Below are 24,956 nucleotides of genomic sequence, written 5' to 3' on the forward strand. Positions count from 1 at the left end.
GCTGACGTCGGCTCATCTTCAGCGAGGCCACTCGATGAGGATGAGTCCCTGCCGAGTGTCGGCGAGGCGCACCCAGCCGTCGCCGAACAGGTAGGTCATCCCGTAGCCGTCATCATCCGTACCCATTGCGTATCTGGGGTCTTCGGTGAAGTAGACACCGTCCGCTCCGTCCTCGCGCTTCCAGCCCTCGGCGAGGAGAGCGGACTGCGCCGAGGCGGCATCGGCGTCGTCGATGGCCGACCAGCCGTAGAGCTGCCCGTGGTCGGAACCGACGGTGTAGTCGGCCCAGAAGCACAGCAGCCCCTCGGTCAGCTCGACGCCCCCGGCGACGAACTCCTTCGTCTCGGCCGTCCAGCCGGCCTCGGCGAGGGCCGCGACCGTGCCCGCCGAGATCATCGATTCGCAGGTCAGCTCCGTCTCGGGCGCCTCGGGTGTCGGAGAGCTCACGGGGGCGGTGGTCTCGGTCGGGCGGGGGTCGACGGCTTCAGGCGTCGACGAGGGCCGTGGTTCCGGTGCAGAGCACGCGCTGAGGGCTGCGGCGAGCAGCAGCACGCCCGCAGCGGCGGACATGATCCGGGAGTTCATCGCGGTCCTCGTCGTTCGGTTCAGCTCTGCATCAGGGTCAGGAAGTCACCGTGAAGGGTTCCGTTGGTGGCAAGTGTCGAGCGCGCGGAGATCGTCTCGGTTCCGTCGACAGCCGTCATCCGTCCGCCGGCTTCGCGGACGATCGGCACCGCTGCGGCGATGTCGTACTCCTTGACGCCGAACTCGGCGACCATGTCGATGCGCCCCTCTGCGAGGAGCATGTAGGAGTAGACGTCTCCGTAGGCGCGGTCGCGCCAGACTCGTTCAGCGACGGTCAGGAGCGTGTCGAGGCGGTCGGCCTCCGCCCACTGCGCGATGCTCTGGAAGCTCACACTCGCGTCGTCGAGAGAGGAGACGGACGAGGTGCGCAGCCGGCGCGCTTCGCCCTCGACGGTCGTCCAGGCGCCTTGTCCTTCTGATGCCCACCAGCGTCGTCCGAGCGCCGGCATGCTGACGACACCGATCTGGGGGACGCCGTCGATCGCGAGTGCGATCATCGTGCCCCAGAGCGGGACGCCACGAAGGAAGTTGGCCGTTCCGTCGATCGGATCGATGATCCACTGTCGCTGTGTGCTGCCCTGAGCGCCGAACTCCTCGCCGAAGATGCCGTCCTCCGGACGCTCGGTCTCGAGGATGCTGCGGATCGCACGCTCGGTGGCGAGATCGGCGTCCGTCACGTGGGAGTTGTCGGCCTTGGTCGAGATCTCGAGGTCCGAGGCATCGAACCTGGGGAGCGACTGCGCATCGGCGGCATCGGCCAGGCGGAGGGCGAGCTCGAGGTCGTGGCGCAGGGCTTCAGCGTGGGGGGAGGTGGTCACGGTCTAAGAATAGTCGTCGGGTCCACGCCGTCGGAGGGCCGAAAGGCCATGTTTCGACGCCGTTTCCGGGGCGGCGCGCCCGGGGTCCGAGCTCGATTTCACATGGACCCGGTCGGCTGGTAATGTAATTCCTCGGTCGGGGTTATCCCGGGCCACGCACCTCTAGCTCAATCGGCAGAGCAACTGACTCTTAATCAGTGGGTTCTCGGTTCAAGTCCGAGGGGGTGCACGGAATAGCCTCAGTAGATCTCGCCATCTACCGGGGCTTTTCTGCTTTCTGTGCTGCGTCACGCGATACGTCGAGTCCGACTCCGGTCGCGTCCGGTGCAGCCAGTTGCCTCCGCTCCTGCAGCGCTGTCGTCGATCCCGTCGTGGTTCCGAGTCGGTTCCGTGTGGGGAATCCGGCGGTATCGCGTAATGGATCGGTCCCGACGTGGTCTCTCAGGTGGGGACACACGCCTCGCGCCTTCGGAGGCACAGCTGCGCAGCAGCCGCGCCGGAGGAGTGGGGCCATCAAGAAACTGGGGAAGATCTTGCACGAGAGAAGAGGCGGCGCCGGCGTGCGCCGAAAGACGACCGCGATCATCGCCGCGGCAGCAGTGCTCACCACCGTGATCACTCTCGCGGGGGCGGGGGCCGCTTCGGCGGCGGAGTACGACTATCCCGCGGCCATCGATCCGTCGTCGATCACCGTGACGACCGTGGGCGGTGGTGGCGGCGTGTCGCAGTGGGACCGGGTGCGTGTCGACGCCGACTGGGCGGTGCCGGACGGGGCCGTCGGCGGTCAGACCTTCGGATTCACGCTCCCGAAGGAGTTCGCCAGCGCCGGGACGACGTTCTCCGTGCCCTCGGCCGAGGACTCGAGCAAGCCGATCGCTGAGTGCACCGTGAGCTCCGATGCCTCTCCGGTCGTGACATGCACGCTCACCGACTACGTGAACGGCCGCACCGGGGTGACCGGATCGCTGTGGTTCGTCGCCTCGGCTGACGAGCAGACGACGGAGAGCACGGTGGAGTTCACGGTCGACGGCGCCATCACGCCGGTCGAGATCCCCGGTGGCGGTATCGGTCCATCCTCGCCGCTGCCCACCGACCCGCAGAAGTGGTCGTGGCAGACCGCTGACGGCAGGATCGCGTGGCAGCTGATGCTGCCCGGTGCGAGCTTCGAGGGTGCGGAGTCGATCGTGGTCGACGACACCCTCACCGGTGCGGGCGACGGGCTCGCGGAGCATCACAACGAAGACGGTCAGCTCGTGGTGTGGAGCACGACGATGCAGGACCAGGATCCGCAGCCGATCACGAACTGGACCGGATCCTGGAACGCCGACGGAACCTCCTTCCACCTCGAGATCCCTGGACCGGTCGACCCGACGCGGATGTACTTCGTGAAGTACTTCACCGTGCCGAGTTCGCAGGCGGACGGGGCGACCTTCGCCAACACGGCCGACGTCAACGGCGTCAAGCTCGAGGAGACGAGGGCGTGGACGGTCACGGGCGGAGGGACCGGGGACGGTGACGCGACCGGTGCGTTCACCGTGACCAAGCTCGTCGGCGGATCCGGTGCGTCCGGCGTGCCGGCCGATGCCGAGTACACGGTGCGATACAGCTATGGTGATCCGGTCGTCGAACGCACCGTCACCGTCACGGCCGGGGCCACTGCGCCGCTCATCCACCTGCCGGCGGGGACCGTGGTGACGTTGTCGGAGCTGACTCCGCCGGCCCTCGACGGAATCGAGTGGGGTGCGCCCGTGTTCTCAGGAACCGGGGTCACCGCGCTGGCCGATGGGGGAGCCCAGCTCACCGTCGGAGCCGGCACCACGCTCGCAGTCACCCTCACCAACACAGCCACCACGACGCCGCCGGTGATTCCGCCGACGACACCGCCGACCGTCGTCACGCCACCGACCGAGCTGCCGCTCACGGGTGGATCGTCGCTGGCCACCACGGGAGGGAATGTACCCGCCGGGATGCTCTGGGCCGGGGGCGCGGCGCTGGTGCTCGGTATGGCGCTCACCGTTCTCGGAGCCGTGCGCGCTCGTGCGCGCGTCACCCAGGACTGATCGATCGCACGAGGCCGGTGCCGAGGAGCCTCCGCTCCTGGGCGCCGGCCTCGCCGTTTCCGCGGGTGCCTGCGGCTCGCGAGGGACCGTGGTGCTGCGCCAGTCAGACCACAGAGATGACCGTGCCGTCGGTGATGGTGCGGAGCTGTGCGAAGGTCAACGGCATGACGGTGTGAGGGTGCCCCGCGGCCGCCCAGAGCGTCTCGTGGTGCTGCAGGTCTTCGTCGATGTAGGTGCGAAGCGGTGCGGGGTGTCCGACGGGCGCGACGCCACCGATCGCCTGGCCCGTGGCAGAGCGGACGACTGACGCGGGGGCCATGGCCACCTCGGCCACCCCGATACTGCTCGTCAGGGTGACGAGATCCACGCGGTGTCCGCCGCTGGTCATCACCAGAACTGGCACGCCGTCGGCGAGGAACACGAGGCTGTTGGCGATCGCCGATACCTCGCATCCGATCGCCGCTGCGGCCTCCGCCGCCGTGCGCGCCGAATCGGGGAGCACACGGATCACGGTGTCGATGCCCGCTTCCACGAGGTGTCGCTGCACGATCCTGCTGCGTTCGGGGAGAGAAGCCGTTTCACTCATCGCCCCACGATATCCAAGGAGCGTTCGGCCGTGCCGACTCAGGATGCGTCACCGACGAGGATCGCTGCGGCGTCTTCCGTCGTGGTGTCCGCGGGCTCGTCGTCGATGTGGGCCAGTGCCCGGCGTCCGAGGAGGACGCTGAGGGCGGCGAGCAGCACCGAGGCGGCGGCGAACAGGTAGGGCACCGTCGCGTTGAACGCATGCCACAGCAACGCCGCGATCGGGGGAGCCATCGCGCCGCCGAGGAAGCGGACGGCCGAGTATGCCGAGGAGGCGACGGAGCGGGGGAGGTCGGTCGCCTCCATCACCGCTTCGGTCAGCACGGTGTTCATCACGCCGAGGAGGAGTCCGCCGACCACGATGCAGGCGACCAGCGCGGCGGCGTTCGCCACCAGGAGTCCCGCGGCGATGAGATCGATCGCCAGCAGGGGGAGCACGACCAGGATGATGCGGGTGCGGGCCATCCGGCGCATGAGGAGCGGTGCGACCCAGACGCTGGTGACGGCGAGCGCGACACCCCAGCCGAAGAACGTGAGGCCGATGCCCATGGCCCCGAAGCCTAGGGGGAACGGTGAGAACGCGAGCAGGACGAAGAAGCCGATGTTGTAGAACAGGGCCGTGATCGCCAGTACCGCGAGTGCGGGGCGTCGCAGGGCGGTGAACGGGGCGGAGAACTTCACGGGGACTCGCTTCTCCCGGGGGCCGCGCAGGAGGACGAGCACGGCGACGAAGGCGATCGCCATCAGCACGACGACGCCGAAGAACGGTCCGCGCCAGCTCTGCTCACCGAGGAGACCGCCGAGGAGCGGACCGATGGCGATGCCGAGGCCGAGCGCCGCTTCGTACAGGACGATCGCCGCGCTGCTGCCCCCGGAGGCTGCGCCGACGATGGTCGCCAGCGCCGTCGAGATGAACAGGGCGTTGCCGAGACCCCAGCCGGCTCGGAATCCGATCACCGCATCGACGCTGCCGCTCAAGGCGCACAGCAGCGCGAACACCACGATCAGCGCCAGTCCGATGAGCAGGGTGGCCTTCGCGCCGATGCGGCTGGAGATTTAGCTGGTCACGAGCATCGCGAGCCCTGTCACCAACAGGTAGCTGGTGAACAGCAGCTCCGTCTCGACCGGGGATGCCTGGAGCGACTCGGCGATCGCGGGAAGGATCGGGTCGACCAGTCCGATTCCCATGAAGGCGACGACGCAGGCGAAGGCGACGGCCCAGACCGGTGCCGGCTGCTTCCACACCGAGGGGGTGGCGGGGGTGTTCACCGAGATTCTCCTGTTCGATCAGTGGCGGTGTGCGCGGCGAGGATCTCCGCCGCGCGGGTGAGGGCAGACCATTCCGCATCGGTCAACGCGGCGAACCTCGGCGCGAGCGTCTCGCGGAACTCGGCGCGCCACGAGGCGAGCGCAGCAGTGCCCCGGGAGGTGATGTCGACGACGGTCGCGCGGGAGTCGTCGGGATCGGGGGAGCGGCGCACGAGTTCCTCGCGCTCGAGCGCACCGAGCAGACGCGTCATGCCCGGTTGCGTGGTCCGCGCTGCGTGGGCGAGTTCACCCACTCGCCTGGCTCCTGCCTGCTCGAGCAGACTCAGCACCCGCCACTGCGCCGCAGGGGCGTCGTTTCCGGCGTCCTGAGCGGCGATGCGGCCGAGTGCGTATCCCGAGAGGACGAGGGAGGGGATGACATCCGCACGATTCATACCAGCGAGTATATACCCGATGGTATGTAATCGGATCACCGCCTCGTGCTGGAGATCCGCGCGGAGAGCTGATGTGCGTGCGCGAGGAGGGTCCGCCCGAGCTCGGCCATGCGGTCGGGGCCGAAGCGGAACGCGACGCCGGTCAGGCTCAGCGCCCACTCCGGGCGGCCGGAGCGATCGAAGACCGCAGCGCCCAGGCCCCAGCTGCCCTCGACGATCAGACCGGGGTTGACCGCGTATCCCCGTTCCTTGGTCTCGGCGAGACGTGTCCGAAGGGGCCGCTGACCGTGGGCGCGTCCCCAGGAGCCCTCGAGCTCGGGATGACGTTCCAAGTAGGCATCCACATCGTGGTCAGGGAGGAAGGCGAGGATGGCGAGCCCGGCGCTGGCGACACCGAGGGGGAAGCGCACTCCTTCACTGAGGACGAAGGATCGGATAGGGAAGGAGCCCTCTTCGCGGAGCAGGCACACCGTCTCGTCTGCGCGCCGGACGGAGAGGAACGCGCTCTCCTCGGTCTTGACCGCCAGTGAGCGCACGATGTCCCGGGCCAGTGCTGTCACGTCGTACCGCGCGGCCGCCACCGATCCCATGAGGAACAGCTCCGGACCCGGCATCCACCTGGTGCTCGCGCCGTCGCGGTCGACGAGGCCCTCCGACTTCAGAGCGCTCAGGAGCCGGTGGGCGGTCGAACGCGAGAGGTCGGCGGCTATGGCGAGCTCCTGAAGTGAAGCCCCGTCGGAACCCGCGGCCGTGACCAGGCGCAGAAGACGTGCGGCCCTGGCGATCGCCTGAGTGCCGGGCACCGAGGTTGTGGGTTCCATAATGTGGACGCTACCTCTGGGGTCGGCCACATCGCAAGATCCGGCTTTCCCGGACGGCTGCCCCGGACGGATGCTGAGGAGAGCACGGAACCGAAGGAGCCGACGTGATCGACAAGCAGTGGGAGTCAGCGGAGGCGGCCGTCTCCGACATCGAGGACGGATCGTCACTGGCGGTCGGCGGGTTCGGCCTGTCCGGGAACCCGATCGCCTTGATCGAGGCTCTTCTGGCGCAGGGGACGAGAGACCTCAGCGTCGTGAGCAACAACTGCGGAGTGGACGACTGGGGCCTCGGCGTCCTGCTCGCCGCCCAGCGCATCCGCAAGATGACATCGTCGTATGTCGGGGAGAACAAGGAGTTCGAGCGCCAGTTCCTCAGCGGTGAACTCGAGCTCGAACTCACGCCGCAGGGCACCCTGGCCGAGAAGCTCAGAGCCGGCGGCTCGGGGATCGCGGGTTTCTTCACCCAGACGGGCGTCGGCACGCAGGTCGCCGAGGGGGGCCTGCCGCGCAGGTACAACCCGGACGGCACGATCGCGGTCGCCTCGCCGGTGAAGGATGTGCGCAGCTTCGAGGTGAACGGGGAGGCGAGGGACTTCGTGCTCGAGGAGGCGATCACCGCCGATTTCTCTCTGGTGCACGCCGCCCGCGGAGATCGCCACGGCAATCTCGTGTTCAACAAGGCGGCGCGCAACTTCAATCCGCTCGCCGCGATGGCCGGTCGCATCTGCATCGCCCAGGTCGAGCAGCTCGTGGAGCCGGGGGAGCTCGATCCCGACAGCATCCACCTCCCCGGGGTCTTCGTGCATCGCATCGTCGAGGTCGGCACCGACATCCCCAAGCGCATCGAGCGGCGCACGGTCGCCGCGGAAGGAGCCTGAGATGGCACTCACCCGTGAGCAGATGTCTGCCAGAGCGGCCGCGGAGCTGCAGGACGGCGCCTACGTGAACCTGGGCATCGGCTTGCCCACGCTCGTGCCCAACCACGTGCCGCGCGGCATCACCGTCGTCCTGCAGTCGGAGAACGGCATCCTGGGCGTCGGTCCCTACCCGAGCGAGGAATCCGTTGACCCCGACCTCATCAACGCGGGCAAGGAGACGGTCACCACTCTTCCCGGCGCCGCGTTCTTCGACTCGGCGACCAGCTTCGGCATGATCCGCGGAGGCAAGATCGACGCGGCGATCCTCGGGGCGATGCAGGTCTCCGCGACCGGCGATCTCGCGAACTGGATGATCCCGGGCAAGATGGTGAAGGGGCCCGGCGGTGCCATGGATCTCGTGCACGGGGCCGGCCGGGTCATCGTGCTCATGGAGCACGTCGCAAAGGACGGTTCGGCGAAGATCGTCGACGAATGCTCGCTGCCGCTGACCGGTCGCGGTGTGGTCGATCGGATCATCACCGACCTCGCCGTGATCGACGTGACCGCAGAGGGGCTGGTGCTCGTCGAGACCGCACCCGACGTCACGGTCGACGAGGTCATCGCCGCGACCGAACCACCCCTCATCGTCTCCCACGCTCTGCTCACCGGAAGGATCATGGACCATGACTGAGAACGACGTCGTCATCGTCGCCGCTGCTCGCACCCCGCAGGGACGCCTCAAGGGGCAGCTCGCCGCGTTCACCGCCCCCCAGCTCGGTTCCTTGGCCATCCGTGGAGCCCTGGAGCAGGGCTCCATCGCACCTGCGGACATCGACGCGGTGATCGTCGGTCAGGTGCTGGCCGCCGGATCCGGGCAGAACGCAGCCCGTCAGGCGGCCATCGGCGCGGGCATCGGCTGGGACGTCCCCGCGCACTCCGTGAACAAGGTGTGCCTCTCAGGGCTGACCGCGGTCATCGACGCGGCGCGGATGATCCGCACCGGAGATGCCGAGGTGGTGGTCGCCGCCGGGATGGAGTCGATGACGCGCGCACCCCACCTGCTCATGGGATCGCGCGACGGCTGGGCATACGGGAGCGTCGAGGTGCTCGACCACATGGCCTACGACGGGCTCACGGATGCGTACGACCGGGAGAGCATGGGGGCATCCACCGAACGGCACAACGCGCGTTTCGATCTCACCCGGCAGGCGCAGGACCGCGTCGCCGCGCTCTCGCATCAGCGCGCCACCGCCGCGCAGGAAGCGGGTGTGTTCGATGAGGAGATCGTCGCCGTGGACGTTCCCCAGCGCCGCGGCGAGCCCGTGCGTGTCACGAAGGACGAGGGCGTGCGCCCCGACACCACGGTCGAGACCCTCGCGGGGCTGCGCGCAGCTTTCGCGGAAGGCGGTTCGATCACCGCGGGGAACTCCTCACCGATCTCGGACGGCGCCTCGGCCGTGGTCGTGACCACTAGACGGACCGCCCAGGCCAAGGGATGGCCCGTGCTCGTGACCGTCGGCGCGAGCGGGCAGACGGCCGGGCCGGACAACTCCCTGCAGGCGCAGCCGGCGCGGGCGATCGAGCGCGCGTGCGAGAAGCAGGGCATCGCCCCCTCGGAACTCGACCTCGTGGAGATCAACGAGGCGTTCGGTGCGGTCGTCGCGCGTTCGCAGGTCGAACTCGGCCTCGACGAGGCCATCGTGAACATCCACGGCGGCGGCATCGCGATCGGCCACCCGATCGGCGCTTCCGGCAACAGGCTGGTGGTGCATGTCGCGCACGAGCTCGCGCGTCGAGGCGCAGGCACGGCAGCCGTCGGCTTGTGCGGCGGCGGCGGTCAGGGCGAGGCGCTCATCCTCACCCGGTGACGGGAGTCGCGGGCGGGACCGCGCTCAGGGACGCGCGTCCTTGGCGTGGTCCTGCGTGTCGGCGAGGGCCTTCTGCGAACGGAACTGCAGTCGCTGCGCTTTCTTCGCCTTCTTGACCGACTGCGGGGAATCGGCGTCGACCCGCACTCCGCGACGCTCGCGGTTCATGTCGACCACGGCGCCGACGGCGAGAGCCATGGTGATCGCCCAACTCACCCAGGACAGGACGGCGCGCCAGGTGACGGGCTGCTCGCGGGTGCCGCGCAGCAGGGAGACCCCGGCGGAGATCGCAGAGACAAGTCCGGTGCTGAAGAGGTAGCGCATTCCCCCACGGTACCTTCCCGCACCCCCGGTCGCACCGAGCCTTGACAAGCCCTCCCCGATCCTGGCAGGGGAGGGGCAGATGAAGCGCAGCGTCCGCAGACGAACGAGTCGAATGCGGCGTGCGTTTCGAGCGCGCGCGGAGAGCACGGACCCGGCGTCTCCCTGCCGATGCCCGGGTGCACCCGCTATCATGGCCAGGTCGCGGCTCGCCCGCGGCCGCACAACCGTGTATCTACCGGCCGTCGGCATTCCGACGGACAGCGGCGGCACCCGACATCGCGTCTTCGACGCGCGAGAGCCATGACACGCGCAACAACACCGCAGCAACTCGCCGAGCCGAGCCTTCTCCGTCTCGCCGGCCTTCCCTACTTCCTCATCGCCTTCATCGCGCGACTGCCGTTCGCCATGATGGTGGTCGGCGTGCTGACGGTGGTCGTCTCCGCTCGCGGCTCCCTGTCGCTGGGCGGGCTCACCTCCGCAGCCGTCGGCCTCGGCACCGCCTGCTTCGGGCCGCTGCTGGGAGCCGCGGCCGACCGGTTCGGACAGCGGACTGTGCTGCTGGTGCTCGCCCTGGCGAACGGGGCGATGCTCCTGCTGTTCACGTTCGTCGTCTACGGCACCGCTGCCGACGGCTTCGTGCTGCTCGCGGCGGTCGGCATCGGGGCCACGGCTCCGCAGGTTGCGCCGCTCTCGCGGTCGCGTCTGGTGACGATCATCAGCGACCGGATGCCCGAGGGGCGCCGCGCCAAGACGGTATCGGGCACGATGGCCTACGAGTCGGCCGCCGATGAGACCGTGTTCGTCTTCGGGCCCTTCATCGTCGGCATCCTCGCCTCGGCGATCGCGCCGTGGGCGCCGCTGGTGGGAGCCGCCGTGCTGACCGTGGTGTTCGTGGGGGCTTTCGCCCTGCACCCCAGCGGACGGCACGTCTCGCAGGATCGGGATGCGGATGGCAAGGCGCCGTCGACCGTCTCCGAGCTGTTCCGGCCCCAGTTGCTGATCGTGGTCGTCGGCATCCTCGGTGTCGGGATCTTCTTCGGAACGATGCTCACCTCGCTCACATCGTTCATGGCCGACCGCGGTGCACCAGAGCAGGCCGGCCTCCTCTACGGCGTCATGGGCGTCGGCTCCGCGATTCTCGCGCTCGGTGTCGCGTGGCTTCCCGCCGCGTTCTCGATGCGTGCGCGGTGGCTCGTCTTCTCGGGCATCCTGCTGGCGGGAACACTCCTGCTCGGCTTCGTCGACACGCCGGGAACCATGATGGTGGCGCTCGCGATCATGGGCATCGGCATCGGCCCCACACTCGTCACGCAGTACAGCTTCGGCGCCGCTCGCAGCCCGCGCGGGCGCTCGGCCACCGTCATGACCATGTTGGGCTCCGGCGTCGTGGTCGGGCAGTCGATCGGTGCCGCCTTCGCGGGCGAGATCGCCGAGAGCGTCGGGACTCCGGCTGCGCTCCTGCTGCCGATGGTCGCCGCGTTCATCGCGTTCGCCGCGGGAGTCGCGAACTGGATGCTCAGCGGTGAGAAGCGTCGAGCGGCTCCCGTCAAGCCCTGACGATCGATCCGCGGAAATCGAGGTTCCTCGATAGCCTGGAGGAAACCCCCGGGAGGAGCCCTCGTGGCCGCAGCAGATTTCGTCGTCGTCGCCAACCGCCTGCCCGTGGACCGCGTGGTGGGCCCCGATGGAGAGGAGGCGTGGCGCACATCCCCCGGCGGCCTCGTCGCGGCCCTCGAGCCGATGATGCGCAGCGTGCACGGCGCCTGGGTCGGCTGGGCCGGTCAGGCCGACCTGGAGCTCGCGCCCTTCGAGGCCGACGGCATCGATCTCATCCCGGTCGCCCTGAGCGCCCAAGAGGTCGCCGAGTACTACGAGGGCTTCGCGAACGACACCATCTGGCCCCTCTACCACGATGTGATCGCACCGCCGCAGTACCACCGCGAGTGGTGGGACGCCTACGTCACCGTGAATCGCCGTTTCGCCGAGGCGGCGGCTGCTGCTGCGGCGCCGGAGGGCACGGTCTGGGTGCACGACTACCAGCTGCAGCTCGTGCCGCAGATGGTGCGTGAGCTGCGCCCCGACGTCACGATCGGGTACTTCCACCACATCCCGTTCCCCGCGCACGGTTTGTACGCGCAGCTGCCCTGGCGTGATCAGGTCCTGCGCGGCCTGCTCGGTGCCGACGTGATCGGCTTCCAGCGCGCGCAGGATGCCACGTACTTCCTCACCGCCGTGCGCCGCCGACTGCGCTACGAGGTCAAAGGTCCGCACGTCGCCGTGCCCGAGGGGGAGGGCGAGGGCACGCGCACCGCGATGGCGCGGGCGTTCCCCATCTCCATCGACACCACTCCCTACCTCGAGCTCGCCGCCCGCGAGGACGTGCGTGCGAGGGCGGCGGAGATCCGCGCGAGCCTCGGCAATCCGAAGCGCATCCTGCTCGGGGTCGACCGGCTCGACTACACCAAGGGCATCCGCCACCGCATCAAGGCGTACGGTGAGCTCCTCGCCGAGGGGCGGCTCAAGGTCGAGGACGTGACGCTCGTGCAGGTCGCCAGCCCCAGTCGCGAGCGTGTGGACGCCTATGTGCACCTGCGTGACGAGATCGAGCTCGCCGTCAGCCGCATCAACGGCGACACCGACACCATGGGGCACTCCGCGATCCGATACCTCCACCAGGGATACCCGCGCGAGGAGATGGTCGCGCTGTATCTGGCCGCAGACGTGATGCTCGTCACCGCTCTGCGCGACGGCATGAACCTGGTCGCTAAGGAGTACGTCGCCACCCGCGTCGACGACCGCGGCGTGCTCGTGCTGAGCGAGTTCACCGGCGCGGCGGATGAGCTGCGCCAGGCCGTCCGGGTCAACCCGCACGACATCGAGGGGCTCAAGGACGCGATCATGACGGCGGTGGAGATGCCGCCCGCCGAGCAGGGTCGCCGCATGCGGTCGCTTCGCCGACGTGTGCTCGACAACGACGTGAACGCCTGGTCGTCGTCGTTCCTGAAGGCCCTCTCCGAGGTATGCGGCCGCTGAGCACCCGCGACACCGAACCCACAAGCACGACCCCTGTGATTGGAGCATCCATGACGCGCCCCTGGATCCCCGGAACCGCTGACGACGACCTCAAGGCCCTGGCCGCCACGCCGCGGCTGGTGGTCGCCCTCGACTTCGACGGCACAGCCTCTCCGCTGGTCGCCGACCCGATGGCGGCGCGGGCGCTCCCCGAGGTCGCCGTCCAGGTCGATCGTCTTGCAGCACTACCTGACACGGTCGTCGCCTACGTCTCCGGACGCAGCATGCACGATCTCCGCGTCATCACCGAGCACTCCGACGACTCCGCGATCGCCCTGGCAGGTTCGCACGGCGCGCAGTACTGGTTCCCGGGCGAAGGCGACGTCGACGCTCCGGGCGAGGCGACAGAAGACGGTGCGCGCGAAGAGCTCTGGGCGGCGGCCCAGCCGATCATCGAACGCTACGACGGTGCCGAGTTCGAGCCCAAGACCTTCGGCATGGGTGTGCACACCCGTCGCGCCGATGCCGAGACCGAGCAGCGCGTCTTCGCCGAGATCGACGCCCTCGTGGCCGAGCGCTTCCCGCACTGGAGGCGCCGCTCCGGTCACCGGGTGCTCGAGTTCTCCTCGCGGACCGAGGGCAAGGATGCCGCGATGGCGGCCCTCCGCGACCGGTTCGATGCGACCGGCATCCTGTTCGCCGGCGATGACGTGACAGACGAGGACGCGATGCGCGTGCTGGAGCCGGGTGACCTTGGCGTGCGCGTGGGGCCGGGGGAGAGCGTGGCGACCCTGCGTGTGGACACTCCACAACAGATCGCCGAGCTTCTGGAGGCGTTGGCGGACGAACGCACCTCCGCACGGCAATAGACTTCCGTCATGTCCTCGCATGATCCCGCCAGCAGCGCGCCCATCGACATCAAGCCCCGCAGCCGCGTCGTCACCGACGGCATCGAGGCCACGACCTCCCGCGGCATGCTCCGTGCCGTCGGCATGGGCGACGCCGACTGGGACAAGCCGCAGATCGGCATCGCCTCGAGTTGGAACGAGATCACTCCCTGCAACCTGAGCCTCGACCGGCTCGCGCAGGGGGCGAAGGAGGGTGTGCATTCGGGCGGCGGCTACCCGCTGCAGTTCGGCACCATCTCGGTCTCCGACGGCATCTCGATGGGCCACGAGGGGATGCACTTCTCGCTCGTGTCGCGCGAGGTCATCGCCGACTCGGTCGAGACCGTGATGATGGCAGAGCGCCTCGACGGCTCGGTGCTCCTGGCCGGGTGCGACAAGTCCATCCCCGGCATGCTCATGGCCAGTGCGCGCCTCGACCTGTCGAGTGTGTTCCTGTACGCCGGATCGATCGCTCCGGGCTGGGTCAAGCTCTCGGACGGCACCGAGAAGGACGTCACGATCATCGACTCGTTCGAGGCCGTGGGTGCGTGTCGCGCCGGCCTCATGAGCGAGGAGGACCTGAAGCGCATCGAGTGCGCCATCGCTCCGGGTGAGGGCGCGTGCGGCGGCATGTACACCGCCAACACCATGGCTTCGGTCGCGGAGGCCCTCGGTCTCAGCCTCCCGGGCTCGGCGGCTCCGCCCGCAGCGGACCGCCGTCGCGACTACTACGCTCACCGCTCGGGCGAGGCCGTCGTGAACCTGCTCCGTCAGGGCATCACGACCCGCGACATCCTCACCAAAGAGGCGTTCGAGAACGCGATCGCCCTCGCGATGGCCCTCGGCGGCTCCACGAACGTCGTCCTGCACTTGCTCGCGATCGCCCGCGAGGCCGAGGTCGAGCTGAGCCTGCACGACTTCAACCGCATCGGCGACAAGGTTCCGCACGTCGCCGACATGAAGCCCTTCGGCAAGTACGTCATGAACGACGTCGACCGTCACGGCGGCATCCCCGTGATCATGAAGGCGATGCTCGACGAGGGACTGCTGCACGGCGACGCGCTCACAGTCACGGGCAAGACGCTCGCCGAGAACCTCGCCGACCTCGACCCGCAGCCGATCGACGGCGAGGTCATCCACACGTTCGACAACCCGATCCACGCCACGGGCGGCCTCACGATCCTGCACGGCTCGCTCGCTCCCGAGGGTGCCGTCGTCAAGACCGCCGGCTTCGATGCGGCCGTCTTCGAGGGTCCCGCCCGCGTCTTCGAGCGCGAGCGTGCCGCGATGGACGCCGTCGCCGAGGGGGAGATCGAGCCCGGCACCGTCATCGTGATCCGCTACGAGGGCCCCAAGGGCGGACCGGGCATGCGCGAGATGCTCGCCATCACGGCGGCCATCAAGGGCGCTGGGCTCGGAAAAGATGTACTACTCTTGACTGACGGACGATTCTCAGGCGGCACAACCGGCCTGTGCATCGGCCACATAGCACCCGAAGCGGTGGACGCAGGTCCTATCGCCTTCGTGCGCGATGGTGATCTGATACGGGTCGATATCGCAGCTCGCTCTCTCGATCTACTCGTCGACGAGGCAGAGCTCGCCTCCCGCCGTTCTGGCTGGGAGCCGCTTCCCCCGCGCTACACCCGAGGCGTTCTTGCCAAGTACTCGCGCCTCGTGCGGTCCGCCGCCGAGGGCGCGACCACCGGCTGACCCGGACGCTCCGGCATCCGGCGTCCTGCACAGATCATCAGAAGGAAACTCATGACTGCTGATTCCGCCCCGGCCGTGCCGAGGCCGCCCGCCCGTCAATCCTCTGCGCCGGAGATCACCGGTGCGGAGGCCGTGGTCCGCGCGCTCGAGCTCCTCGGCGTGACCGACGTGTTCGGTCTTCCCGGCGGCGCGATCCTCCCGGTCTACGATCCGCTGATGGACGCCTCCGAGCTCCGCCACATCCTGGTGCGGCACGAGCAGGGCGCCGGTCACGCGGCCGAGGGTTACGCGTCGGCATCCGGCAAGGTGGGCGTGTGCATCGCCACCTCCGGCCCCGGTGCGACCAACCTCGTCACCGCGATCGCCGACGCGTACATGGACTCGGTACCCATGCTCGCCATCACCGGCCAGGTGTTCTCGACGCTGATGGGGACGGACGCGTTCCAGGAGGCCGACATCGTGGGCATCACGATGCCGATCACCAAGCACTCGTTCCTGGTGAAGGATGCGTCCGAGATCCCCGGTGCGATCGCTGCGGCCTACGAGATCGCCGGTACCGGACGCCCCGGTCCTGTGCTGGTCGACATCACGAAGGACGCGCAGCAGGCGACCGCCCCGTTCGTGTGGCCGCCTAAGATCGACCTCCCCGGCTACCGTCCGGTGACGAAGGCGCACGGCAAGCAGATCCAGGCCGCGGCAACGCTGCTCGCCGAGGCCAAGAAGCCGGTGCTGTATGTCGGCGGTGGCGTGATCCGCGGCAAGGCGTCGGCGGAGCTCCTCGAGCTCGCGGAGTCCACCGGTGCACCGGTCGTCACGACGCTGATGGCGCGCGGCGCGTTCCCCGACTCTCACCCGCAGCACCTCGGCATGCCGGGCATGCACGGCACGGTTCCCGCGGTGCTGGCGCTGCAGGAGGCCGACCTGCTCGTGTCGCTCGGCGCACGGTTCGACGACCGTGTCACGGGCAAGGCGGCACTGTTCGCGCCGAACGCGAAGGTCGTCCACGTCGACATCGACCCGGCTGAGATCTCCAAGATCCGCACAGCCGATGTGCCGATCGTCGGCGATGTGCGCGACGTGCTCACCGATCTCGATGCGGCCTTCCGCGGAGCGACTGCAGGCACCAAGCCCGACATCGACGAGTGGTGGTCGTACCTCGACGGTCTGCGCACCGAGTTCCCGCTCGGCTACGCGCCGACCACGGACGGCCTCCTCGCCCCGCAGTACGTGATCCAGCGGATCGGCGAGCTCACCGGCCCCGAGGGCATCTTCGCCTCGGGCGTCGGCCAGCACCAGATGTGGGCGGCGCAGTTCATCAAGTACGAGCGTCCGAACGCCTGGTTGAACTCCGGCGGCGCCGGCACGATGGGTTACTCGGTTCCCGCAGCGATGGGGGCCAAGGTGGCGCAGCCCGAGCGTCCGGTCTGGGCGATCGACGGCGACGGCTGCTTCCAGATGACCAATCAGGAGCTCGCGACCTGCACGATCAACAACATCCCGATCAAGGTCGCGATCATCAACAACTCGTCGCTGGGCATGGTGCGGCAGTGGCAGACGCTGTTCTACGACGGTCGTCACTCGAACACCGACCTCAACACCGGTCACGGCACGATCCGCATCCCCGACTTCGTCAAGCTCGCCGAGGCCTACGGCTGCCTCGCGATCCGCGTGGAGAAGGAGGAGGAGGTCGACGCCGCCATCCAGCTCGCGCTAGAGACGAACGACCGCCCCGTGGTGATCGACTTCGTCGTGTGCGCCGACTCCATGGTGTGGCCGATGGTGCCGCAGGGAGTCAGCAACAGCTATGTCCAGTACGCCCGCGAGCACGCGCCCGCATTCGACGAGGAGGACTGATCCATGTCGACCCACGTGCTGAGCCTGCTGGTGGAGAACACCCCCGGCCTGCTGACCCGTGTCGCGGGGCTCTTCGCCCGCCGCGGCTTCAACATCGACTCCCTCGCCGTCGGCGTGACGGAGGTGCCGGGGATCTCCCGCATCACCGTCGTCGTCGACGTCGACGAGCTCCCGCTCGAGCAGGTCACCAAGCAGCTCAACAAGCTGATCAACGTGATCAAGATCGTCGAGCTCGACTTCGCCACGTCGGTGCAGCGCGAGCACATGCTCGTGAAGGTGCGCACCGACAACGCCACGCGATCGAACGTGATCGAGGTCGTGAACCTCTTCCGCGCCTCGGTGGTCGACTACGCCTCCGACGCCCTCGTGATCGAGGTGACCGGCGACAAGGGCAAGGTCGACGCCATGCTGCGCGCGCTCGAGCCCTTCGGGATCAAGGAGATCGCGCAGTCGGGTCTTCTCGCGATCGGCCGTGGCGGCAAGAGCATCACCGAGCGCGTCCTGCGCGGCTGACCAACCTGAGTACCGAGTTTTCGCCGCTCATCGAGTACGCGAAGCCAGACGAAACGCAAAGAACAAGGAGAAACACAAAGTGAGCACCGAGATCTTCTACGACGCCGATGCAGACCTGTCCCTGATCCAGGGCAAGAAGGTCGCGATCGTCGGCTACGGCTCGCAGGGCCACGCCCACGCGCAGAACCTGCGCGACTCGGGTGTCGAGGTCGCGATCGCCCTCAAGGAGGGCTCCAAGTCGGCCGCCAAGGCCGAGGAGGCCGGCTTCCCGGTGAAGACCGTCGCCGAAGCCACCGAGTGGGCCGACGTCATCATGATCCTCGCGCCGGACCAGCACCAGCGCACGATCTACAGCGAGTCGATCGCGCCGAACCTCACGGCCGGCAAGACGCTCGCCTTCGCGCACGGCTTCAACATCCGCTTCGGCTACATCGACGCTCCCGAGGGCGTCGACGTGATCCTGGTCGCCCCGAAGGCTCCCGGCCACACGGTCCGTCGCGAGTTCGTCGCCGGCCGCGGCATCCCCGACATCATCGCCGTCGAGCGCGACGCATCGGGCAAGGCCTGGGACCTGGCGCTCTCCTACGCGAAGGCCATCGGTGGCACCCGCGCCGGTGTCATCAAGACCACCTTCACCGAAGAGACCGAGACCGACCTGTTCGGTGAGCAGGCTGTTCTCTGCGGCGGCGTGAGCCACCTGGTGCAGGCCGGCTTCGAGACCCTGACCGAGGCGGGCTACCAGCCGCAGATCGCGTACTTCGAGGTTCTGCACGAGCTCAAGCTGATCGTCGACCTGATGTGGGAGGGCGGCATCGCCAAGCAGCGCTGGTCGATCTCCGACACCGCCGAGTTCGGCGACTACGTCTCGGGTCCGCGCGTCATCGACGAGCGCGTCAAGGAGAGCATGAAGGGTGTGCTGGCCGACATCCAGTCCGGCGCCTTCGCGAAGCGCTTCATCGACGACCAGGACAACGGTGCCGAGGAGTTCCTGGCGCTGCGCGCCAAGGAGGAGCAGCACCCGATCGAGGTCACCGGCAAGGAGCTGCGTTCGCTCTTCGCATGGAAGCAGCAGGACGAGGACTACGTCGACGGCAGCGCTGCTCGCTGATTCGATTCTCGAAAGAACGGGCGTCCCCTCGGGGGCGCCCGTTCTTCGTTTTCTGATGAACCCCAAGGCGCAAACATCCGATGTCTATGCCGGGATGGGAGACATGCGACAGGAATGGTTTGACCGGGCTCGGTTCGGCATGTTCGTCCACTTCGGCCTCTACAGCGGCGCCGCCAGGCACGAGTGGGTCCAGAACTACGAACGCCTCACCGACGAGGACTACCGGCAGTATTTCGAGCACTTCGACCCGGATCTCTTCGACGCCGCGGCCCTCGCCCGCACCGCGAAGGAGACGGGCATGGGATACGTGGTGCTCACCACGAAGCACCACGACGGCTTCTGCCTCTGGGGCTCGAAGCTGACCGACTACACGTCGGTGGCGAACACCGGACGCGACCTCGTGCGCGAGTACGTGGAGGCGCTGCGGGCCGAGGGGCTCAAGGTCGGGCTCTACCACTCGGTCATCGACTGGCATCACCCCGACTTCACCGTGGACTGGAACCACCCGCGCCGCGATGACGAGGGCGCCGCCGAGCTCAACGGGCAAGGGACCCGACGACTGGGACGCCACCGCGCTGCTCGCGCTGTGCCGGGAGCTGCAGCCGAACATGCTCGTCAACGACCGTCTGGGCATTCCGGCCGACTTCGTTACCCCCGAGCAGTACCAGCCGACCTCGCCGATCGTGCGTGACGGCGTGCCGCTGACCTGGGAGGCCTGCCAGACGCTCAACGGGTCGTGGGGCTATCACCGCGACAACACCGATCAGAAGTCCCCCACCATGCTCGTGCAGATGCTGGTCGACTCGGTCTCGATGGGTGGCAACATGCTGTTGAACATCGGCCCGGACGGACGCGGGGCGATCGCCCCCCGCGATGCGCAGACGCTGGGGGAGATCGGTGAGTGGATGCGCCTGCACCGTGGCGCCGTGGTCGGCGCCGGGCATGCGGCATTCACTCCGCCGCGCGAGGGCGTGTACACACGCAGCGGGAACCGCCTCTACCTGAGTCTGTTCAGCTGGCCGATGGGCTTCGTGCATCTTCCGGAACTCGCCGGCAAGGTCTCCTACGCGCGACTGCTCAACGACGGTTCATGGCTCGAGACGCGGCCTCGGCTTCTCGTTCGGCTTCAACCAGGCGGAGGACGAGCGGCACTCGCTGTCGGGCGCGGCCCTGATCCGCCTGCTCGTCGACGTCGTGGCGAAGAACGGCAACCTGCTGATCAACGTGGGCCCAGCGGCCGACGGCTCGATCCCCGAGCTGCAGCGTCGCGCGATGCGCGAGCTGGGCACGTGGCTGGAGGTGAACGGCGACGCGATCTACGGCACACGTCCGTGGATCCGCATGGGGGAGCGCACCGGCGCCCCGCGTCGGTACACGACCACCGGGGCGACCGTGCACGTGCACGCCCTCGACCCGAGCACGGGCACGCTCGAGCTGACCGAGGAGCTCCTGGGCTCCGACCTGCGCTGGACCGACGGCAGCGTGGTCGAGAGGCAGGCGCACGACCAGACGGTCGCGGTGATCCCGGCCGGGCTGCGCGAGGAGGCTGTCGCGGTCCTGTCCGCAGGCTGAGACGGATCGGACCGCGACGAGGCGAGGGCCCTCCCGAAGACGATTCGGGAGGGCCCTCGCTGTGTTCGCCGGCACTCAGGGGCGGGTGAGCTCCTCGAGCACCTCGATCACGTGGCGGTACGGCCGGCCGGTGGCGCGGGTCATGCCGATCTCGCACGTGCGATTCGCCGAGACGAACGCATCGAAGCCGCCGCGTGCGCTCTCGGCCTCGGCGATCTCCGCGGACTCCTGGGCGGTCGCACTGGCGGTGAGTTCCGGATGCAGCATGCCGCGATCTCCCGCGAAGGCGCAGCAGCCCCAGCCCTCGGGAATGAACACGTCATCGGCGACGGCCCCGGCGATCGCCGTCAGCGCCCCTGTCGCTCCGAGCGCGGTCGTGGAGCAGGTCGGATGCACCGCGACGGTGGGGAGCTTCGCCGACACGCTCAGCCGGGGGAGCACCTCACGGGCCACGAACGTCGTGGCATCCTCGATGCGAAGCCCGGCGTAGCGCGGGTTCTTCGCGACGGACTGGGCGAGCATCACATCCAGACCCTCGGTGCACGACGCGGCGTCGCACACCACGGGAAGCTCGCCGTGGCGGCTGGCCTCCCAGAGCGAGTCGAGCACCCGGTCCGACATGAGCGCATAACCGTCGAGGTGGCCCTTCGACTTCCATGGGGTGCCGCAGCAGAGGCCGCCGTTCTCCTCCGGGATCACGACGGGGATGCCTGCGCGGTCGAGCAGCTCGCGCAGCGCGTCCCGAGAGCCCTGGCCCTCGCCTTCCGCGCCGAACATGGTGCCGATGCAGGCGCCGAAGAAGACCGCCTGCGCATCGGCCGGTGACACAGGGCGCGGTGGCTTCGAGCCGCCGTGGGGGAGTCCGCCGTCGTAGAGGGGCACGGTGTCGGCGCCGAGCACCGCCCGGCCGAGGTGCGTCACTCCGCGCACGAGCGGAGCGGGCAGCGCATCGGCGACGGTGAGCGCGACAGCTCCGGCGCGGGTGACCGTGCTCCAATGCTTGGCCGCGGTGCCCCACACGGCTCCCTCGAGCGCATTCGACTGCTCTGCCCTGAGCCGGCGCACGAGGTCACCGGTGTTGATGTCGACAGGGCACGCCACACCGCACATGCCGTCGACCGCGCAGGTCTGCACGCCGTCGTAGTCGTAGTCCTTCTGCAGATCGCGGAGCAGTTCGGTGTCGCCCTGCTCCTCGGCCCACGCCATGTCGCGGCGGATCACGATGCGCTGCCGCGGCGTGAGGGTGATGCTCTTGCTCGGACAGGTCGGCTCGCAGTAGCCGCATTCGACGCAGCGGTCGACTTCCTTCTCGACCGTCGGCACCCGCTTCAGGTCGTGCAGGTACGAATCGGGGTCATCGGAGAGGACCACTCCGGGGTTCAGGATGCGGTCGGGGTCGAGCAGATGCTTGATCTCCCACATCATGTCGGTGAGTTCGTCACCGTACTGGCGTCGCACGAACGGCGCCATGATGCGTCCGGTGCCGTGCTCGGCCTTCAGGGATCCCTGCTGGGAGAGCACGAGGTCGACCAGGTCGTCGGTGAAGCGCCGGTAGCGCGCGACGCTGTCGGGATCGTCGAAGCGCTCGTTGAGCAGGAAATGGATGTTGCCGTCCTTGGCGTGCCCGAAGATCACCGAGCCCTCGTAGCCGTGCGCGGCGAACAGCTCGATCAGGCGCTCGCAGGTGTGCAGAAGTCGTGGCACCGGCACCACGATGTCCTCCAGAAGCGCGGTCGTGCCGGAGGGACGCGCACCCGCCACAGCGGTGTAGAGGCCTTTTCGCACGTGCCACAGCGCGGCGCGCTCGCTCGCATCCGTGGTGAGGCGGGGCGCCACCGCCAGCGGCAGTGCCTCGAAGTGCGTCTGGGCCGCAGCGCTCGCCTCGACGAGGGCCTCCGCGTCGGCGGCGTGGACCTCGACCAGGAGAGCGGCGTGTCCGCGGACCTCGATCTCGGCGATGGCCGCCGGGACGTCGCTCAGCCCCTGCGCGACGCGCAGCGACGCGGCATCCATCAGCTCGATGGTGGCGAGACCGAGCCGGGTCAGGTCGGGAAGAGCGGTCATGGCCGCGGAGAGCGTCTCGAACACCAGCAGACCGGTGGCGATCGAGGGGCGCACCTCGATCGTGCGGAAACGGGCCTCGGCCACGAACGCGAGCGTGCCCTCGGATCCGATGATGAGGTGCTCGAGGATGCGCACCGGATCGTCGAAGTCGAGCAGGGCGTTCAGGCCGTAGCCCATGGTGTTCTTCATCGAGAACTGCTGGCGGAGGAACGCGACGTGCTCGGGCGAGGCGAGCAGACGTGCCCGCAGATCGAGAAGGCCGTCGGCGATCGCGGGCTCTGCCGCGCGCAGCACCTCGTTCGCATCCGGGCGACCCGTGTCGAGGATCGTCCCGCTCGGCAGCACGATCGTCATCGACTCGATGGTCTGGTACGAGTTCTCGGTGATACCGCACGCCATGCCGCTGGAGTTGTTCGCGACGACTCCGCCGATCGTGCAGGCGATCTCGCTCGCCGGGTCGGGGCCGAGCTTGCGGCGATACCGCGTGAGCCTGGTGTTGACCTGGCGCACGGTCGCGCCGGGTCCGACGCGCACCATGGCACCGTCGTCCTCCACGCGGATGTCGCGGAAGTTGCTGCGTGTGTCGACGAGGATGTCGCCGCTCACGCTCTGCCCGGACAGGCTGGTACCCCCGGAGCGGAACGTCATGGTGCGTCCGGCGGCGCGGACGGCGCCGAAGGCGCGGGCGACGCCCTCGGCATCCGCGGGGGAGAGCACGGCGTCGGGGATCAGCAGGTAGTGCGAGGCATCATGAGCGCGGGCGAAACGATCGATGGAGCGCGAGTGGACCTGTGTCGTGGAACCCAGCAGTGTGGGATCCAGCGGCTCGGCGAGGGTGGTCGTCACGGTGCTCCTCTGCTTCATCGGAAGATTGTCTGACAAGTGTACCGACATGGTGCGGCTTCGATAGGCTGACCGGATGACCAGCACACCGGAGACACCGCTGGGAGTCGTCGGCGTCGTGGATGCGGTGACGGCCCAGCTGCGCGGTCGTATCCTCAGCGGCGAGTTCCGTTCGGGAGATCCGCTCACGGAAGCCGCGGTGTCACAGTCGTTCGGCGTCGCCCGCCCGAGCGCGAAGGCGGCGATCGAGCAGCTCGTGGCGAGCGGGCTCCTGGTGCGTACTGCGCATCGGAGCGCGCGTGTGGTCGGGATCGATCCCGAGGCCGTGCGCGACGTCTACCGGACCAGGACCCGCCTCGAGAGCGCCGCACTTCGCGACCTCGCCGTGACCAGGACGGTTCCGCGTGCCGCGCTCGAGGCGAATGCGGAGATCCTCGCGATGCCCCCCGGCCCCGACCGGGCGACCGTGGATCCGGACCTGCGGTTCCACACCGCTCTCATCGATGCGCTCGACAGCGAGCGCACCGGACGCATGTACCGCAGCGTCCTCGACGAGGTGCGGTTGTGCATGGCGCAGGTGCAGGGGCGCCACCTTCTCGACGCGGCGGCCATCGCGGCTCAACACGCCGACATCCTCGCTGCCGTCGCCTCGGGAGACGGGGAGCGCGCCGCCGCCCTCCTCGATGCGCATCTGTCGTCGGCGGAGGAGCGGCTCGTGGAGGCGCTCGACGCGGACTAGCGTCGAGCCGTCGTCACTCGGCCGGTGCTTCCTCGACCACGATGGGCGCCTCGGCGGGGTCAGCCCACACCGGGGCGGGGAGCACCGTGTCGACCTGGCCGGCCTGGATCGCGCGCAGGGCCTCTGCGATCGCCTCGTCGTTCTCCGGCACCGGAAGATCGCACGCGCGCAGCTCGGAAGCGAACTGCAGTGTCAGACGGATCTTCCCGGCCTCGACGGCCTGAGCGGTCGTTCCGGTGCGGATCTCGCTCCCGGTCTGGATGGCCGAGACCTCATCGCAGACGTGATAGACCTTGCCGCCGTCGACCCAGACGACCTCGTCCTTGCCCAGGAGCTGGATCACGGCGGACTGGTCGGCGGTGTACTGCTCGACGGAGGGCGGCGTGAAGTCGACGCCGATGAAGACGGCCAGTGCCGCGAGGACCACGCCGACGATTCCGGCGGTGGTCTTCTGGCCCTTGTCCATGTCCTTGTTGAGGAAGATCAGGATGACTAGAGGGAGGAACGCGACGACCGCGATGATCGCGCCGAGCTGGTTCTGCACGAAGAATCGCGTCTTGTCCGCCTTGCGCGCGGGGTCGAGGCGGTTCGCCTTCTTCCACAGCACCGAGCCGGTGATCGACAGGGCTGCGATCACGACGAGCAGCACGAGGAGGGCGATGAACGCCCACTGCGGGAACGTCGCGGTGACGCCCTGCTCTTCGAGCAGGCCGGTGTCGGGGTTGCGGAGGAGTTCGCCGTCCTCGCCGACGAACACGCGCTGAGGCAGGAGCCAGAAGATGCCGACGCCCTCGCCGACGATCGCGATCGCCCAGAGGATGCCGGCGATCCAACGGAAACGCGTGGCCCTGACCTTGGCTTCGGGAGTGGGGACCCAGCCGGCGGGCGGCTCTGCGGCTGCGCTCTTCGCGGACCGTGCGACGCCGGTGTCGGTGTTGTCGCTCTGGGCGTTCTCGCTCGCAGCCACGGTGTTCCCTTTCCCCTCCGGTGCCCGCCGTTCCGGCTCAAGGCAACCCCGATCCTAGTGGACCTG

At 68.7% G+C, this 24,956-nt stretch carries 21 protein-coding genes, 1 tRNA gene and 3 pseudogenes; 16 read left to right on the forward strand and 9 right to left on the reverse strand.

The annotated features are described in order from the left end of the window. Positions 1-18 precede the first annotated feature (18 nt). Both KY497_RS10625 and KY497_RS10630 read right to left on the reverse strand, forming a co-directional pair. The gene (locus tag KY497_RS10625) at positions 19-585 is read right to left on the reverse strand and encodes a hypothetical protein (protein WP_055868701.1); all 567 of its coding nucleotides are present in this window, start codon (positions 583-585) and stop codon (positions 19-21) included. 20 nt (positions 586-605) lie between these two features. Then, complete coding sequence (locus KY497_RS10630) at positions 606-1,403, reverse strand: inositol monophosphatase family protein (RefSeq protein WP_127482461.1); 798 nt, start codon at positions 1,401-1,403, stop codon at positions 606-608. 156 nt (positions 1,404-1,559) lie between these two features. Between KY497_RS10630 and KY497_RS10635 the strand changes: the two genes are divergently transcribed. After that, positions 1,560-1,632, forward strand: a tRNA-Lys gene (locus KY497_RS10635). A gap of 331 nt (positions 1,633-1,963) precedes the next feature. Then, positions 1,964-3,463 carry an Ig-like domain-containing protein gene (locus KY497_RS10640; RefSeq protein ID WP_219869011.1) on the forward strand — a complete coding sequence of 500 codons (1,500 nt, stop codon included), beginning with the start codon at positions 1,964-1,966 and terminating at the stop codon, positions 3,461-3,463. 103 nt (positions 3,464-3,566) lie between these two features. Here the strand turns inward: KY497_RS10640 and KY497_RS10645 are convergent, their stop codons facing one another. From KY497_RS10645 to KY497_RS10660, 4 genes and pseudogenes are all read right to left on the reverse strand, one after another. Then, positions 3,567-4,049 carry a YbaK/EbsC family protein gene (locus KY497_RS10645; protein ID WP_219869012.1) on the reverse strand — a complete coding sequence of 161 codons (483 nt, stop codon included), beginning with the start codon at positions 4,047-4,049 and terminating at the stop codon, positions 3,567-3,569. A 38-nt stretch (positions 4,050-4,087) separates the two neighbouring features. Then, positions 4,088-5,236: pseudogene (locus tag KY497_RS10650) on the reverse strand (MFS transporter). A gap of 77 nt (positions 5,237-5,313) precedes the next feature. Further along, the gene (locus KY497_RS10655) at positions 5,314-5,751 is read right to left on the reverse strand and encodes a MarR family winged helix-turn-helix transcriptional regulator (protein WP_017830827.1); all 438 of its coding nucleotides are present in this window, start codon (positions 5,749-5,751) and stop codon (positions 5,314-5,316) included. A gap of 35 nt (positions 5,752-5,786) precedes the next feature. Beyond that, entirely contained in the window at positions 5,787-6,572 is a 786-nt protein-coding gene (locus KY497_RS10660) for an IclR family transcriptional regulator (RefSeq protein WP_127482457.1), read from the reverse strand. Between the two features lie 104 nt (positions 6,573-6,676). Here KY497_RS10660 and KY497_RS10665 point away from each other — a divergent pair, with 104 nt between their 5' ends. Genes KY497_RS10665 through KY497_RS10675 form a run of 3 tightly spaced genes read left to right on the forward strand, consistent with a single transcriptional unit; the run spans position 6,677 to position 9,297 of the window. Further along, positions 6,677-7,450 carry a CoA transferase subunit A gene (locus tag KY497_RS10665; protein ID WP_141388032.1) on the forward strand — a complete coding sequence of 258 codons (774 nt, stop codon included), beginning with the start codon at positions 6,677-6,679 and terminating at the stop codon, positions 7,448-7,450. A gap of 1 nt (position 7,451) precedes the next feature. Beyond that, positions 7,452-8,120 carry a CoA transferase subunit B gene (locus tag KY497_RS10670; RefSeq protein WP_174799603.1) on the forward strand — a complete coding sequence of 223 codons (669 nt, stop codon included), beginning with the start codon at positions 7,452-7,454 and terminating at the stop codon, positions 8,118-8,120. After that, the gene (locus tag KY497_RS10675; RefSeq protein WP_141388034.1) at positions 8,113-9,297 is read left to right on the forward strand and encodes an acetyl-CoA C-acetyltransferase; all 1,185 of its coding nucleotides are present in this window, start codon (positions 8,113-8,115) and stop codon (positions 9,295-9,297) included. Before KY497_RS10670 ends, KY497_RS10675 begins: the two co-directional genes overlap by 8 nt. 24 nt (positions 9,298-9,321) lie before the next feature. On the opposite strand, the gene KY497_RS10680 is transcribed toward KY497_RS10675, so the two are convergent. After that, the gene (locus KY497_RS10680; protein ID WP_141388036.1) at positions 9,322-9,621 is read right to left on the reverse strand and encodes a hypothetical protein; all 300 of its coding nucleotides are present in this window, start codon (positions 9,619-9,621) and stop codon (positions 9,322-9,324) included. Between the two features lie 300 nt (positions 9,622-9,921). Here KY497_RS10680 and KY497_RS10685 point away from each other — a divergent pair, with 300 nt between their 5' ends. The 10 genes and pseudogenes from KY497_RS10685 (at position 9,922) to KY497_RS10725 (ending at position 20,277) form a co-directional block, all read left to right on the forward strand. Then, a complete protein-coding gene (locus tag KY497_RS10685) occupies positions 9,922-11,178 on the forward strand; it encodes an MFS transporter (protein ID WP_219869013.1) in 1,257 nt (418 codons plus the stop codon). 63 nt (positions 11,179-11,241) lie between these two features. After that, a complete protein-coding gene (locus KY497_RS10690) occupies positions 11,242-12,654 on the forward strand; it encodes a trehalose-6-phosphate synthase (protein WP_219869014.1) in 1,413 nt (470 codons plus the stop codon). 50 nt (positions 12,655-12,704) lie between these two features. Beyond that, positions 12,705-13,502, forward strand: a complete 798-nt coding sequence (gene otsB, locus KY497_RS10695) for a trehalose-phosphatase (RefSeq protein WP_219869015.1) — start codon at positions 12,705-12,707, stop codon at positions 13,500-13,502. Between the two features lie 9 nt (positions 13,503-13,511). Continuing rightward, positions 13,512-15,230 carry a dihydroxy-acid dehydratase gene (gene ilvD, locus KY497_RS10700; protein ID WP_017830818.1) on the forward strand — a complete coding sequence of 573 codons (1,719 nt, stop codon included), beginning with the start codon at positions 13,512-13,514 and terminating at the stop codon, positions 15,228-15,230. Between the two features lie 51 nt (positions 15,231-15,281). Then, entirely contained in the window at positions 15,282-17,084 is a 1,803-nt protein-coding gene (locus KY497_RS10705) for an acetolactate synthase large subunit (protein WP_219869016.1), read from the forward strand. Between the two features lie 3 nt (positions 17,085-17,087). After that, a complete protein-coding gene (gene ilvN / locus KY497_RS10710) occupies positions 17,088-17,597 on the forward strand; it encodes an acetolactate synthase small subunit (protein ID WP_017830816.1) in 510 nt (169 codons plus the stop codon). 79 nt (positions 17,598-17,676) lie between these two features. Beyond that, positions 17,677-18,705, forward strand: coding sequence for a ketol-acid reductoisomerase (gene ilvC / locus KY497_RS10715; protein WP_017830815.1), 1,029 nt, complete (start codon positions 17,677-17,679; stop codon positions 18,703-18,705). Positions 18,706-18,844: 139 nt separating this feature from the next. Then, positions 18,845-19,159 (forward strand): annotated as a pseudogene (locus tag KY497_RS16900) (alpha-L-fucosidase); the annotation flags it as partial. A 154-nt stretch (positions 19,160-19,313) separates the two neighbouring features. Next, positions 19,314-19,361: pseudogene (locus KY497_RS16905) on the forward strand (hypothetical protein); the annotation flags it as partial. 499 nt (positions 19,362-19,860) lie between these two features. Next, positions 19,861-20,277: an alpha-L-fucosidase gene (locus KY497_RS10725; RefSeq protein WP_258185969.1), complete on the forward strand. Its 417-nt coding sequence runs from the start codon at positions 19,861-19,863 to the stop codon at positions 20,275-20,277. 75 nt (positions 20,278-20,352) lie between these two features. On the opposite strand, the gene KY497_RS10730 is transcribed toward KY497_RS10725, so the two are convergent. Then, on the reverse strand, positions 20,353-23,205 hold the full coding sequence (locus KY497_RS10730; RefSeq protein ID WP_258185666.1) for an FAD-binding and (Fe-S)-binding domain-containing protein: 2,853 nt from the start codon (positions 23,203-23,205) through the stop codon (positions 20,353-20,355). Positions 23,206-23,260: 55 nt separating this feature from the next. On the opposite strand from KY497_RS10730, the gene KY497_RS10735 reads away from it, so the two are divergent. Then, positions 23,261-23,923: a GntR family transcriptional regulator gene (locus tag KY497_RS10735; RefSeq protein ID WP_219869017.1), complete on the forward strand. Its 663-nt coding sequence runs from the start codon at positions 23,261-23,263 to the stop codon at positions 23,921-23,923. Positions 23,924-23,936: 13 nt separating this feature from the next. Here KY497_RS10735 and KY497_RS10740 read toward each other — a convergent pair whose 3' ends face one another. Beyond that, positions 23,937-24,890, reverse strand: a complete 954-nt coding sequence (locus KY497_RS10740) for a hypothetical protein (protein ID WP_219869018.1) — start codon at positions 24,888-24,890, stop codon at positions 23,937-23,939. Positions 24,891-24,956 lie beyond the last annotated feature (66 nt).

Source organism: Microbacterium sp. PAMC22086, assembly GCF_019443525.1.
GTDB classification, from domain to species: Bacteria; Actinomycetota; Actinomycetes; order Actinomycetales; family Microbacteriaceae; genus Microbacterium; species Microbacterium maritypicum.